General features: G+C 52.8%; 12 protein-coding genes and 1 rRNA gene. 6 read left to right on the top strand and 7 right to left on the bottom strand.

Annotation, left to right across the window (positions count from 1 at the left end; all coding sequences use genetic code 11):
* The first annotated feature begins 2 nt into the window (after nucleotides 1-2).
* From rrf to ACH0WD_RS12685, 3 genes are all read left to right on the top strand, one after another.
* Nucleotides 3-118: ribosomal RNA gene (gene rrf / locus ACH0WD_RS12675) — 5S ribosomal RNA — on the top strand.
* 386 nt (nucleotides 119-504) lie between these two features.
* The gene (locus ACH0WD_RS12680; RefSeq protein WP_000985658.1) at nucleotides 505-960 is read left to right on the top strand and encodes a DUF4385 domain-containing protein; all 456 of its coding nucleotides are present in this window, start codon (nucleotides 505-507) and stop codon (nucleotides 958-960) included.
* A gap of 103 nt (nucleotides 961-1,063) precedes the next feature.
* Nucleotides 1,064-2,365, top strand: coding sequence for an MFS transporter (locus ACH0WD_RS12685; protein ID WP_000807814.1), 1,302 nt, complete (start codon nucleotides 1,064-1,066; stop codon nucleotides 2,363-2,365).
* Here the strand turns inward: ACH0WD_RS12685 and ACH0WD_RS12690 are convergent.
* The 5 genes from ACH0WD_RS12690 to trxC form a co-directional block, all read right to left on the bottom strand.
* Nucleotides 2,362-2,685, bottom strand: a complete 324-nt coding sequence (locus ACH0WD_RS12690; protein ID WP_001264468.1) for a YfiM family lipoprotein — start codon at nucleotides 2,683-2,685, stop codon at nucleotides 2,362-2,364. The two genes, ACH0WD_RS12685 and ACH0WD_RS12690, sit on opposite strands and share 4 nt — an antisense overlap.
* Nucleotides 2,686-2,727: 42 nt before the next feature.
* Complete coding sequence (pssA, locus tag ACH0WD_RS12695) at nucleotides 2,728-4,083, bottom strand: CDP-diacylglycerol--serine O-phosphatidyltransferase (RefSeq protein ID WP_000949286.1); 1,356 nt, start codon at nucleotides 4,081-4,083, stop codon at nucleotides 2,728-2,730.
* 114 nt (nucleotides 4,084-4,197) lie between these two features.
* Nucleotides 4,198-6,858: a protein lysine acetyltransferase gene (pat, locus tag ACH0WD_RS12700; protein WP_000082651.1), complete on the bottom strand. Its 2,661-nt coding sequence runs from the start codon at nucleotides 6,856-6,858 to the stop codon at nucleotides 4,198-4,200.
* Between the two features lie 53 nt (nucleotides 6,859-6,911).
* Nucleotides 6,912-7,592, bottom strand: a complete 681-nt coding sequence (gene tapT / locus ACH0WD_RS12705) for a tRNA-uridine aminocarboxypropyltransferase (protein ID WP_000183644.1) — start codon at nucleotides 7,590-7,592, stop codon at nucleotides 6,912-6,914.
* A gap of 72 nt (nucleotides 7,593-7,664) precedes the next feature.
* Nucleotides 7,665-8,084 carry a thioredoxin TrxC gene (gene trxC / locus ACH0WD_RS12710; protein ID WP_001098732.1) on the bottom strand — a complete coding sequence of 140 codons (420 nt, stop codon included), beginning with the start codon at nucleotides 8,082-8,084 and terminating at the stop codon, nucleotides 7,665-7,667.
* 203 nt (nucleotides 8,085-8,287) lie between these two features.
* Between trxC and ACH0WD_RS12715 the strand changes: the two genes are divergently transcribed.
* Nucleotides 8,288-9,325: a tRNA/rRNA methyltransferase gene (locus tag ACH0WD_RS12715; RefSeq protein WP_000997368.1), complete on the top strand. Its 1,038-nt coding sequence runs from the start codon at nucleotides 8,288-8,290 to the stop codon at nucleotides 9,323-9,325.
* A 115-nt stretch (nucleotides 9,326-9,440) separates the two neighbouring features.
* On the opposite strand, the gene ung is transcribed toward ACH0WD_RS12715, so the two are convergent.
* Entirely contained in the window at nucleotides 9,441-10,130 is a 690-nt protein-coding gene (gene ung, locus ACH0WD_RS12720) for a uracil-DNA glycosylase (RefSeq protein ID WP_000179975.1), read from the bottom strand.
* A 318-nt stretch (nucleotides 10,131-10,448) separates the two neighbouring features.
* On the opposite strand from ung, the gene grcA reads away from it, so the two are divergent.
* Nucleotides 10,449-10,832 (top strand): autonomous glycyl radical cofactor GrcA, encoded by a 384-nt coding sequence (gene grcA, locus ACH0WD_RS12725; RefSeq protein WP_000627811.1) that lies wholly within the window; start codon nucleotides 10,449-10,451, stop codon nucleotides 10,830-10,832.
* A 61-nt stretch (nucleotides 10,833-10,893) separates the two neighbouring features.
* On the opposite strand, the gene eamB is transcribed toward grcA, so the two are convergent.
* Nucleotides 10,894-11,481, bottom strand: coding sequence for a cysteine/O-acetylserine transporter (gene eamB / locus ACH0WD_RS12730; protein WP_000188414.1), 588 nt, complete (start codon nucleotides 11,479-11,481; stop codon nucleotides 10,894-10,896).
* A 102-nt stretch (nucleotides 11,482-11,583) separates the two neighbouring features.
* Between eamB and ACH0WD_RS12735 the strand changes: the two genes are divergently transcribed.
* Complete coding sequence (locus ACH0WD_RS12735) at nucleotides 11,584-12,483, top strand: LysR family transcriptional regulator (protein WP_001747585.1); 900 nt, start codon at nucleotides 11,584-11,586, stop codon at nucleotides 12,481-12,483.
* Nucleotides 12,484-12,496: the final 13 nt, after the last annotated feature.

The following is a 12,496-nucleotide window of genomic DNA, read 5'->3' on the forward strand; positions in this document are numbered from 1 at the left end:
TGCCTGGCGGCAGTAGCGCGGTGGTCCCACCTGACCCCATGCCGAACTCAGAAGTGAAACGCCGTAGCGCCGATGGTAGTGTGGGGTCTCCCCATGCGAGAGTAGGGAACTGCCAGGCATCAAATTAAGCAAAAGGCTCAGTCGAAAGACTGGGCCTTTTGTTTTATCTGTAGTCTGTCGGTGAGCACTCGTTGCGCAGCAACGGCCCGTAGGGTGGCGGGCAGGACGCCCGCCATAAACTGCCAGGCATCAGACAAGTGAAGAAGCCCGTCCGTCTGGACGGGCTTTTTTGCGTGTGTGGTAACTGTAAAATCGTAGGCCTGATAAGCGCAGCGCCATCAGGCAACCGGCACCGTCGGATGGCAGCTCCGCCTTATTCGGCCTACAGGAATTATCCCGCCTACGAAGTTGGTGCTCTTGTAGAACCGATAAGGGCACAACCCACCCAATCGTTAACGATGAACTATCCTTTACACGTGCTTATATAAGCAGTGAGGATTTTCATTGGCTATCAAACCTTTTAACTACCAGCAGGACTTTTCCAGCATCGACTTCCGCCAGCAGCCTGAATTGTATCAGGTTGGACGAGGCGAGCAGGGGGTGCTACTGGTTGAACCCTACAAAAGCGAAATTCTTCCTTTCTGGCGCTATAAAGATAAAGCATCGGCGATGAAATCCGCAGAGCAAATCTACCAGTTGTTCGAAGCTTACCGGCAGCAGGATGATTTCGTTGGTATGGACATGGCGCGTAAATTTATTCAGATGGGATACACCCGCGCCAGGCGATACGCTAACTATAAAGGCGGTAAAAAGTATGCAGAAGACGGCAGCCTGAATACACGGGGTAATGATCCTATTAAGGCCGCGGCGGCAACGGTTTTCAAAGGTTGGTGGGATAAAATTCGTCAGGACGAAGACTATCTGAAACGGAAACGCCAGCATCAGGCACGGTGGGGATAAAAATTAGCAAACAAATAATTAACACTTTATTTACTTTTTGGTCTCGCGTAATCTGAATCTCCAAAATGAAAGGCCGATTAAGCCTGGCAACAAGGAGAACAGTATGGCAGAAATTATTCAGCGTATAGATAAAAACAACGCTGAGGCTCCGGAGATGCGGCGACGCATATGGGCTATCGTGGGGGCCTCTTCCGGAAACTTAGTGGAATGGTTTGATTTCTACGTCTACTCTTTCTGCTCGCTCTATTTTGCACATATCTTCTTTCCTTCTGGTAATACCACTACTCAGCTTTTGCAAACGGCAGGCGTCTTTGCCGCCGGTTTTTTAATGCGGCCTATCGGTGGTTGGCTGTTTGGACGCATTGCCGATCGACGCGGGCGCAAAGCCTCAATGTTGATTTCGGTGTGCATGATGTGCATGGGGTCGCTGGTGATTGCCTGCTTACCTGGTTACGATACCATCGGCACCTGGGCACCGGCGCTGCTACTTATTGCAAGGTTATTTCAGGGACTCTCGGTAGGGGGAGAGTATGGGACCAGCGCGACATATATGAGTGAAGTTGCGCTTGAAGGTCGTAAGGGATTTTTCGCGTCGTTTCAGTACGTTACGCTTATCGGTGGCCAACTACTGGCATTGCTGGTCGTTGTGATTTTGCAGCAGGTTCTGGAGGATGCTGAGCTTCGTGCCTGGGGATGGCGTATTCCCTTTGCGCTGGGCGCCGTGCTGGCGGTTGTGGCGTTATGGCTACGTCGCCAGCTGGATGAAACCTCGAAGCATGAGACTCGCGCATTAAAAGAAGCCGGTTCGTTGAAAGGTTTGTGGCGTAATCGCAAAGCCTTTTTGATGGTGCTTGGTTTCACCGCGGCAGGCTCGCTGTGCTTTTATACCTTCACCACCTATATGCAGAAATATCTGGTAAATACAGCAGGTATGCATGCCAATGTCGCCAGCGGCATTATGACGGCTGCGCTGTGTGTTTTCATGTTGGTGCAGCCGTTATTCGGCGCGTTATCCGATAAGATTGGCAGGCGCACCTCTATGCTATGTTTTGGCGCACTCGCGACGCTTTTCACCGTTCCAATTCTCTCCGCGTTGCAGAATGTGACGTCGCCTTATGCCGCATTTGCTTTAGTGATGTGCGCGCTATTGATTGTGAGTTTCTATACCTCGATTAGCGGGATCCTGAAAGCGGAGATGTTTCCGGCGCAGGTTCGCGCCCTGGGCGTCGGTTTATCTTACGCGGTAGCAAACGCGTTATTTGGCGGCTCTGCGGAATATGTCGCGCTGTCGCTAAAATCTGTCGGTATGGAGAGTTCGTTCTTCTGGTATGTTACCGCGATGGCCGTTCTGGCTTTCCTGGTTTCGTTGATGTTGCACCGTAAAGGAAAGGGCTTACGCCTTTAGTATCGCGCCATTTGCCAGATAGCGTAACCGGTTGTCGCGCCAGCGACATCCCAGACAAAATCTTTCCAGCTCCAGCCGCTGCCTTCCGGGCGGCTGTCCCAGAGTTCTTTTGAGGCTCCGAGACTCAAAGAAAACATCAGCCCTATCGCTGCGCTGCGGTCAGGGCTTACTCCCTGGTGACGCGCATACTCATTACCGGCTGCCGATAGCGTCGCTGATGCCATAAAATGCTGGGCTTTATCCTGACCGCTCCAGTGGTCGTTAGCCAGATGGCTGCACCCGGAGAGAAACAACACCGCAAAAGGAATCAACACGCGCACGCTCACTCCTAAGAGAAAACCCCGTACAGGACGGGGCTTCGATTACAGGATACGGCTAATTAATCTGTCGATGCGGATCCGGCGCAGGCGGCGAATCAATTTACGCACTTTTATCGGATAGTCGGCAATGCTCTGCAGGTCACGATAATGTTTTACGATGGTTGTGTGCGTTCGGATAAGTTCCAGCTCTTTTTCCCGCTGAGGGGCAAGCTCCTGCTTAGGATCGTGGATCAGAATGGCGTTTTCCAGATCCAGACGCCAGGCGCGGGGATTCAGGTTGTTGCCGGTGAGTAGCATCCATTTATCATCTACCCACATCCCTTTCAAATGATAGGTATTGTCGTCATCTTTCCACAGACGCACCACAAGCTGATCGGTATTGACGTAATACTGTAAACGGCTCAGGAAGCGGCGCAGGTTAATCTCATAGAGATAGGGCAGCGCGCCAATGATCTTGAACGGTTCATCTTCCGGAATGTAAAAATCATTCGCGGTTTTATCGCCAACAATGATTTCGACTTTCTTTCCGTCGCGCAGTAGCTGAATAATGTTCCGCACCAGTACCGCTGGTAGATTGAAGTAAGGGGTACAAATGGTGAGCTTATGCTCCGCACAGGGCATGAGATGGAAAATGGTTTTGTTCAGCAGACTGGATTTTCCAAGCCCGACCAGCGGCGTAACGGAGAGTTGCTCGTCATTAGCGTCACCCTGAAAATGATATGACGCATCACGCAGCTCCTGACGGTATAAGCGGATATCGTTTTTAATCTCCGGGCTTTTCGGACGCTGGGTATTATCCAGACGATTCACACCACGGCCATTCATCAGATTTTGCGTCACCCAGTCAAACATGATGTCTGCCATTTGCCGATTGCGAATCAGCTGGTAGCGATCGTAGCGATATTTGTCATGCTGATGGAGATAGACATCGTTCAGGCTGGCGCCGCTGTACAGGACGCTATCATCAATGATAAAGCCTTTAAAATGCAGTACGCCAAGCGCTTCTCGCGTATTAATCGGTACGCCGTAAACCGGGACATCAATGCCGGGGTTTTCCTGCGCCAGTCGGCAATACCAGTCTGCATTGGTATTCGAGGCTGCTGCGCCAATGCGCCCGCGTTGCGCGCGATGCCAGTCGACCAGCACCCTCACGTCCAGTTCAGGACGCTGCCGTTTAGCCGCATAGAGCGCGTCGAGTATACCCTTACCCCCATCGTCCTGTTCCAGATACAGGGCAACGATACAAATACGCTGCGTCGCGCTGGCGATTTTCTCCAGCAGTGTCTCCCGAAAAGTAGCAGGAGTATAAAAGAAATCTACATCATCAACTGACTGAGAAATCTTAGGGAGTTGGGCAAGGTGTTGTTGATGTTTATTACGCTTAAATTTTGACAACATCACAGTGCATTTCTTCTCTGTTCATTGAAGGGTCCTCTGTGCTATGCAGACGACATAAGCGAGCAATAATAACATCAGTACCCGTTAAAGTGGTCAACATTTCCAGTACATTACTCACGATTCATCACATTTGGCCAGATTCAGCGTCAATCCCACGATGCCCTCTTCGAGCTGAATATCGACCTGAAATCCCAGTTTTCTGGCCAGCGCGACCATGCCGCGATTGTTCGGCATCGTAATACCGTTTAGCCGCTTCAATCCGTGATCGCGAGTATAGGCAATCAATTTCTCCATTAAACGGCGTCCTAAACCCAACCCTTTGAGATCTGAACGCACCAATACGGCAAACTCGGCATCTACGTTGTCAGGATCGGAGATCGCGCGCGTTACGCCGAGGATCTCTTCAGCGTTGTCCATCCGCCTCACGGCCACAAAGGCCATTTCTCGATCGTAGTCGATCTGCGTCATGTTGGCTAAATCTTCATGGGTGAATTCGTTGATCTCGCTGAAATAACGGTAGTAAAGATCCTCTTTGGTGACCTGTGCGATGAATTGTCGCAGTTGGGGCTCATCTTCCGGCAGGATAGGACGGAACAGGCAGCGATCGCCATTTTTCATCTCCACCCACTCTTCAAGCTGGTTGGGATAGGGGCGTACCGCAAGTCGACTTTCGTTATCGCCATCAAACGGGGCAATATCCAGCGTCACATCCAGCGCGGTAAACTCACTGGCGGAAGCCAGCAGCGGATGGATATCCAGACGCTGAATTTCCGGGCAGTCGACAATCAGGTTTGAAACCTGGACCAGCAGCTGGCTTAAACCGACAATATCCAGCGGACGCAGCGCGCTACGGGCGCGAATTTTCCGCTGTTTAATGCCCTGAATCACCAGATAGCGCGCCAGATTCATGTTGAGCGGCGGCAGCGCGACGACCGCCTGCTCTTCCGGACGCCACTCTACGCCGCCTTCACCCAACATAATCAAAGGACCAAACACCGGATCGTGCTCGACCACCACTCGAAGCTCCTGCGCGCCGGCGCGGTTAGCCATGCTTTGTACCAGCAAACCGTGAATCCGCGCCTGCGGCCAGGCCATCTTTACACGATCGAAAATGGCGTTCGCGGCCTGTTGTACCTCGCTTGCGGTCCGCAGGTAAAGCATGACCCCCTGAACTTCAGATTTATGCGGAATGTCGGGCGAGCGCAGCTTGAGAGCTACCGGATAGCCTATCTGTTCGGCGATATGCACCGCTTCAGCGCTGTCGCTGGCAATCCAGGTTGGGAGCGTGTGCAGCCCATAGGCGTGTAAAATCGGCTGTACTTCATGGGTATCCAGTGAGGCGGCGCCTTCCGCAATCGCCCGCTGTAACAGATTATGCGCCTCAGCGGTATTGGACGTCAGGTTACTCGGCAACGCTGGCGTTTCCCGCAGTTGCTTCTGGTTACGCCGGTATTCCACCATATGCATAAACGCGGTAATCGTGCCTTCCGGCGTACGGTAGGTTGGTAATCCGGCTTCGCTGAATAGCCGTCTTGCCTCCTGAGACGAGAACTCGCCGCACCAGTTTGTCAGCAGCGTAACAAACTTGCCTCTGGGGTGGCGCTTAATCGTCTCGATCAGAGCATGGGCGCTTTCCGTACCCGGCGCGGCAGCGCTGGGAGAGTGGATAACCATAAGCGCGTCAAAATCCTGACTGGCGAGCAGGATATCCAGCGTTTTGACGTAATGTTCGCTGCTGGCGTCATCACACAGATCCAGCGGATTGGCAATATCAATGTGCGGGGGAAGCGCCTGCCGTAGTTGCAGGCAGGTCTCTTCGCTCAACGTCGCCAGCTTGCCGTTACGCGACCACAACTCATCTAACGCCAGCGCGGCAGGCGCGGCGCCATTGCTGATAATCATCAGTCTGTCGCCGCGTAGCGGACGCATATGGCTCAGTGTTTCGACGGCGGAAAAAAGCTCGTGCGTATCCTGGACTCGCAGCAGGCCTGCGCGCTGGATGGCCGCATCCCACGCAGGGTCCATTCCCGCGCTGGTATTAAGTAAACGCTGGGCAGCCGGGCTTCGGCCGCTTTTAATCACCAGAATCGGTTTGTTACGTGAAGCGCTACGGGCGGCGGAAACAAAACGGCGGGCGTCGCTTAACTGTTCCAGATAGAGCAAAATCGCGCTGGTCTTGCTGTCGCGCGCCAGATAGTCCAGTAGTTCATCGACATCAATATCCAGGCTATCGCCCAGCGCGATAAAGTAGGAAAAGCCCATTTCACGCTGTTGCGCCCAGTCAAGAATAGTATTGGAAACGGCGGCAGACTGGGAAATAAAAGCGAGCTTGCCCTGTTTAATCGGGACGGGAGAAAAGCTGGCATTCAGCCCTTGCCACGGCGCGAGGAGCCCAAGACTGTTTGGACCCAGCAGACGCATTTTATAATGCCGGGCACAGGCAAGAAGTTCTTCATGTTGCGACGTGGGAGCAGAAAGGATAATGCACGTTTTACACCCTTTCGCGCCAAGCGCGTCCAGTAACGCCAAGTTACGGCTGGCGTTAGTGCATAAAATAGCCAGATCGGGGGTGAAAGGAAGACTGGCGATATCCGGCCAGGCCATGACGCCTAAAACGGCTTTCCAGGCGGGCGTCACGGGAAGGACGGGGCCATTGAATCCGCCCGCCAACAAGTTACGCATCATCAGGTAACCCGCGCGGTGGGGCTTCATTGATGCGCCAATCACCGCGATCGATTTTGGTCGCAGTAGCGCTTCCAGTCCTTGCTGGCTCATACCGGTTTCCCTTACACAGAAGTGACCGGATAATTTTAAACGCTTTCGCTATTTTATGCTGTGACGTTTCCCGGATGTTGCGTTTTTCCTGCCAGATAGCGCGTTTTGAAACGGGTGAAATGTTCACCTAAACTGGTTGCCGCCTCGGTATCTCCCGCCAGATCTAACAACGCTATGGCGACTTCGGCGGTGCAATATTGCCCTTCGGCATGGATTTCACGCAGACGATAAGCGGAAAGACGCGATAAATCGACGGAAATGACCGGCAGATGATCCAGATAAGGGCTTTTACGAAACATTTTACGTGCTTCGGGCCAGGTGCCGTCCAGCATAATAAACAGCGGCGTTTTCCCGGCGGGCGGGGTGGAAATGACCTCGCGCGCTTCGCCGGCGTAGGACGCAGGAAAGACCACTATCGGTTGATAATCCGGATGCTGTACCAACTCCAGCAACGCCTGTGGCGGCTCGGTACGCGACCACTGAAACGCCGCGGTATCCGGCAAAATATCGGCTATCAGCCGGCCGGTATTGCTGGGTTTCATCGGTTCAGTGTCAAACATGACCAGACAAAAACGGCTTTTCGCCTGAGAAGGCGTTAACGTATCACACAGGCAAGATTTTAGCGGCAGCAGGCAGCGTTGACAGCGGCGAACCCGATTGCCTCTGGCAAGAAAAGGGCGAGTAGCGCGCGCAAGCCGTTCGGCGCGTAACTGAAGGACAGCGTTATTGGTCATAGAAAGCGTTTGCGGAGAAAAACGCTATTGTGGCAGAGGTGAAAACGGGGCACAAGATGCGCCCCGTGGCGTTTACAGCGCTTCGTTCAGCCAGCTGTCGAAAGGCGCTTTAGGCACTGCGCCATTAAGCATATCGACCACCTGTCCATGTTTAAAAATCATAATCGTCGGGATGCTGCGGATACCGAAACGGGCGCTGAGTTCCCGTTCCGCCTCGGTATTCACTTTGACGAAACGGACTTTACCGCTGCGCTCTTCTGCGACATCCTCGAAGATTGGCGCAAAGTTACGGCAAGGGCCGCACCAGGGGGCCCAGAAGTCGATTACCACTGGAAGATCGTCCTTCAACAGTTTGTCCAGCGTTTCGCCGGTCGCATTAATGACTTCTCCGTCAAACAACTCATGACCGCAGCGTCCACATTTTGCCGCGTCCTGAAGCCGATCGTCGGGGATGCGGTTAATGGCCTGACAATGGGTACAAACGGTGTTCATAGCTAACCTCTGAATACGTCGGAAGACGTCCCGCTACGCGCGGGATGTTTCTATAATGTTACATATTATCGAGGAGTCTGTGCTAAACAACAATGTGTTTTATTCAATGAGTACAATAGTCGCAAGCTTTTAAACGAAATCATGGCTAACCGGATGCACATCGGGTAATCTTCGCGCTTCGCGCAGCGCTGGTGGAGAAAAGCATGAACGATGAATTAAAAAACAAAAGCGGCAAAGTCAAAGTGATGTATGTCCGTAGTGATGATGACTCTGATAAACGCACCCATAACCCGCGTACCGGGAAAGGGGGAGGCCGCCCAGCAAAGTCTCGCACTGACGGTGGACGTCGCCCCGCCCGTGATGAGCGAAATAATCAGAGCCGTGACCGTAAACATGAAACTTCGCCGTGGCGCACCGTGTCCCGCGCGCCAGGCGATGAAACGCCTGAAAAAGTCGATCATGGTGGTATTAGCGGTAAAAGTTTTATCGACCCTGAAGTTTTGCGTCGCCAGCGTGCGGAAGAGACACGCGTCTACGGCGAAAATGCCTGCCAGGCGCTATTCCAGAGCCGTCCTGACGCCATCGTGCGCGCATGGTTTATCCAAAGCGTGACCCCGCGTTTTAAAGAGGCGCTGCGCTGGATGGCGGCGAATCGTAAAGCCTACCATGTGGTGGATGAAGCCGAACTGGCAAAAGCTTCCGGGACTGAGCACCACGGTGGCGTGTGTTTCCTGATTAAAAAGCGTAACGGTACGACCGTTAAGCAATGGGTAAAGCAGGCGGCGGATCAAGACTGCGTGCTGGCGTTGGAAGATGTCGCTAACCCGCATAATCTGGGCGGCATGATGCGTAGCTGCGCGCACTTCGGCGTGAAGGGCGTGGTGGTACAGGATGCGGCGTTGCTGGAGTCCGGCGCGGCGATTCGTACTGCGGAAGGCGGGGCGGAGCATGTCCAGCCGATTACTGGTGAAAGCATTGTTGACGTACTGGATGATTTTCGTCAGGCGGGGTACACCGTGGTGACGACGTCCAGCGATCGCGGTCAGGCGCTCTTTAGTACGACCCTGCCGGAAAAGATGGTGCTGGTCTTAGGCCGTGAATATGACTACCTGCCGGAAGCGGCGCGCGAACCCGACGATCTGTGCGTGAAAATTAACGGCACGGGGAACGTGGAAAGCCTGAATGTGTCGGTTGCGACAGGCGTGCTGCTCGCCGAGTGGTGGCGACAGAATAAAGCGTAAGGGCTGCAGCCCGGTGACGCAACGCGCGCCGGGCCGATTATGTACTTCCTACCGCCCGGTCAGACAAGGCGCTTTCGCGCCGTTATCCGGGCGATAAAACGGCGAGTCGCCAACGTTATTCACTCTCAGCCGGTAATACTGGCGTCCAGTCGATAGTTTTCTCGCCGTGTTGTTCCAGCCATTGGTTCGTTAGCGCAAAATGGTTACAGCCAAAAAATCCGCGGTGCGCAGAGAGTGGCGAGGGATGCGGAGCTTTCAGAATATGGTGGCGCTGTGGATCAATAATCGCGCCTTTCTTCTGGGCGTGCGAGCCCCACAGCAAGAAGACGACCCCTTCGCGGTGTTGGTTAATCAGGCTTATCACTTTATCCGTAAAAGTTTCCCACCCCAGGCTGGCATGAGAATGCGCCTGGCCTGCCCGTACCGTGAGCACCGTATTCAGTAACAGTACGCCCTGGCGCGCCCAGCTTTCCAGATAACCGTGCGCGGGGCGAACAAAGCCGGGAATGGAGGCTTCCAGCTCTTTGTATATATTCACTAATGACGGCGGGGGAGCGATCCCAGGACGCACGGAAAACGCCAGACCATGTGCCTGGCCGGGGCCGTGGTAAGGATCTTGTCCCAGGATCACCACCTTAACGTCGCCCAGTTCCGTAAAGCGAAAGGCGTTAAACACATCTTTTTGCGGCGGGTAGACCGTGATACCCGACTGACGCTCGCCAGCAACAGTGTGAAGCGTATTGATAAAGTAAGGTTGCTGTTTCTCATCAGCCAGCACATCGTGCCAGGTTAACTCAGTCGCCATCTCGCTCTCCTGCGAATTTCCAGTTCCCTTAGCTTAACTGCTTCTTTCTGCAGTGCAAAATCCTGCGTGCTACAAAAACGGTTACCTACAAAAGATAGTTGAAAATTTATGTAAAAAGTTTATAGGTCTGAATGGTGTAAGTTGATGTAAAACAATAAATTCCCTTCATCACCCTTTTTGTGGTGTGGTTTTTATTGATTTAAATCAAAGAATGAAGGGTGATCGAAGGGTATATATACACTCAAGCAACAATGGTTTTACCAATTGGCCGGGATTAGGCCGACCGAAATCAAATAATTTTGCCTGGGGAGGCATCACATGATTACAGGTATCCAGATTACTAAAGCCGCTAACGACGACCTGCTGAATTCCTTCTGGCTGCTGGACAGCGAAAAAGGCGAAGCGCGCTGCATCGTTGCAAAATCCGGCTTTGCTGAAGATGAAGTTGTGGCTGTCAGCAAACTGGGCGAGATTGAATACCGTGAAATTCCGATGGAAGTTAAACCGGAAGTACGCGTTGAAGGCGGTCAGCATCTGAACGTTAACGTTCTGCGTCGTGAAACTCTGGAAGACGCGGTTAAGCATCCGGAAAAATACCCGCAGCTGACTATTCGTGTTTCTGGTTATGCGGTGCGTTTTAACTCCCTGACGCCGGAACAGCAGCGCGACGTTATCGCTCGTACCTTTACCGAAAGCCTGTAAGGCTTATCCGGTAATAACAAGCGGAAGAGGCCGGGCCTTTTCCGCTTTTGTTTTATTTGTGTCAGTAAAAAATCCGCACCGCGCAGTACACCAGCAGTAACGCCAGAATGATATTTAACTGGCGACCATAATGGCGAAACGCCCGCTGAAACAGATGTCCCGCCAGCGCCCAACACACATTACCGAACGTGCCGATCAATGCCAGCAATATACTGACGCCGATGACCCAGTTCAGCGCCTGCGTTTGCGGTAAAACAAATGTAGACAGAGCGGTAATGCCGTACAGAATAATTTTGACGTTCACAAACTGCAGGCCAAAGCTTACCCAAAAGCCAACCGGTTTTGGTCTGGCGTTCTCATCCGCCGCTGGACTGGTGGCAATTTTCCACGCCAGCCACAGGATATACGCAGCCCCCACCCAACTGAGTAAATGAATGATTGCCGGATCGATAACCGCAAGGGAAAACGCGATCCCGGCGCACAGCAGCATGACGACCAAAAATCCCAGACTCATACCTGCCAGTACACGAATACTCTGCCGAAAACCATGTGCAGTTGCTGCGCTAAGCGCGAGAATATTGTTTGGGCCGGGGGTAAGGGCGGTGATTAATGTATAAGTCCAGAAAGCGCTTAAAAGCATTGGTGTCACTTGTCATCTCCTCTGTTTTAGCAGACAGTACCCGATATGAAATATTTAAAAAAATGAATGTTTTTTAATTCTGAATTCGAGATTTTCGATAGGTTGGTGGTTATGGATCTGCGTCGGTTTATTACGCTGAAAACGGTAGTGGAAGAGGGCTCGTTTCTGCGGGCTTCGCAAAAGCTGTGCTGCACTCAGTCGACAGTAACTTTTCATATTCAACAGCTTGAACGTGAGTTTTCCCTGCAACTGTTCGAGAAAATAGGGCGCCGAATGTGCCTGACCACTGAGGGGAAAAAGCTGATGCCGCATATCCATGAACTGACGCGTGTGATGGAGTCGATTCGTGAAGCCGCAAGACAGGATGCGGAACCCGGCGGAGAGCTGCGCGTGGCGACAGGTGAAACCTTACTGGCGTACAAAATGCCGCAGGTTCTACAACGTTTTAAGCTGCGAGCGCCGAATGTCAGATTGTCGCTACAGTCGCTGAATTGCTATGTGATACGTGATGCGTTGCTGAATGACGAGGTCGATCTGGGCGTTTTTTATCGCGTAGGCAATGATGACGCGCTCACGATGCAGCAACTGGGGGAGCAGTCGCTGGCGCTGGTGGCCTCTCCACTGCTACAGGATGCTGATTTTACGCAGCCAGATCAGCATATTCCCTGTAGCTTCATCATCAATGAACCGCAATGTGTCTTCCGCCAGCTGTTTGAAAGTACGCTACGGCAGAGGCGGATTACGCTGGAAAACACCATTGAGCTGTGGAGTATTGAAAGCATTAAACAGTGTGTGGCTGCTAACCTGGGCATCAGCTTTTTACCGCGATTTGCCGTTGAACGAGAACTTAGCACCGGTCAGTTGAAAGAGCTGCCGTTTGGCGCACCGTCGCCGTCGATCATGGCGCTGTGCGCCCATCATGCCGGGAAAGCGGTCAGCCCGGCAATGCAGATATTTATGCAGTGTATGGAGGCGTGTTTTACCGTGGAAGATAAAAAAATGCCGGGTTAACGAACCCGGCATT

Origin of the sequence: Salmonella sp. 2020_1395, assembly GCF_043848115.1 — a bacterium.
GTDB classification, from domain to species: Bacteria; Pseudomonadota; Gammaproteobacteria; order Enterobacterales; family Enterobacteriaceae; genus Salmonella; species Salmonella enterica.

Bases quoted from the DNA above. Each gene is read 5' to 3' on its own strand.
- ACH0WD_RS12685 (WP_000807814.1), top strand. From the start codon at position 1,064: ATGGCAGAAATTATTCAGCGTATAGATAAAAACAACGCTGAGGCTCCG.
- pssA (WP_000949286.1), bottom strand. From the start codon at position 4,083: ATGTTGTCAAAATTTAAGCGTAATAAACATCAACAACACCTTGCCCAA.
- pat (WP_000082651.1), bottom strand. From the start codon at position 6,858: ATGAGCCAGCAAGGACTGGAAGCGCTACTGCGACCAAAATCGATCGCG.
- tapT (WP_000183644.1), bottom strand. From the start codon at position 7,592: ATGACCAATAACGCTGTCCTTCAGTTACGCGCCGAACGGCTTGCGCGC.
- trxC (WP_001098732.1), bottom strand. From the start codon at position 8,084: ATGAACACCGTTTGTACCCATTGTCAGGCCATTAACCGCATCCCCGAC.
- ACH0WD_RS12715 (WP_000997368.1), top strand. From the start codon at position 8,288: ATGAACGATGAATTAAAAAACAAAAGCGGCAAAGTCAAAGTGATGTAT.
- ung (WP_000179975.1), bottom strand. From the start codon at position 10,130: ATGGCGACTGAGTTAACCTGGCACGATGTGCTGGCTGATGAGAAACAG.
- grcA (WP_000627811.1), top strand. From the start codon at position 10,449: ATGATTACAGGTATCCAGATTACTAAAGCCGCTAACGACGACCTGCTG.
- ACH0WD_RS12735 (WP_001747585.1), top strand. From the start codon at position 11,584: ATGGATCTGCGTCGGTTTATTACGCTGAAAACGGTAGTGGAAGAGGGC.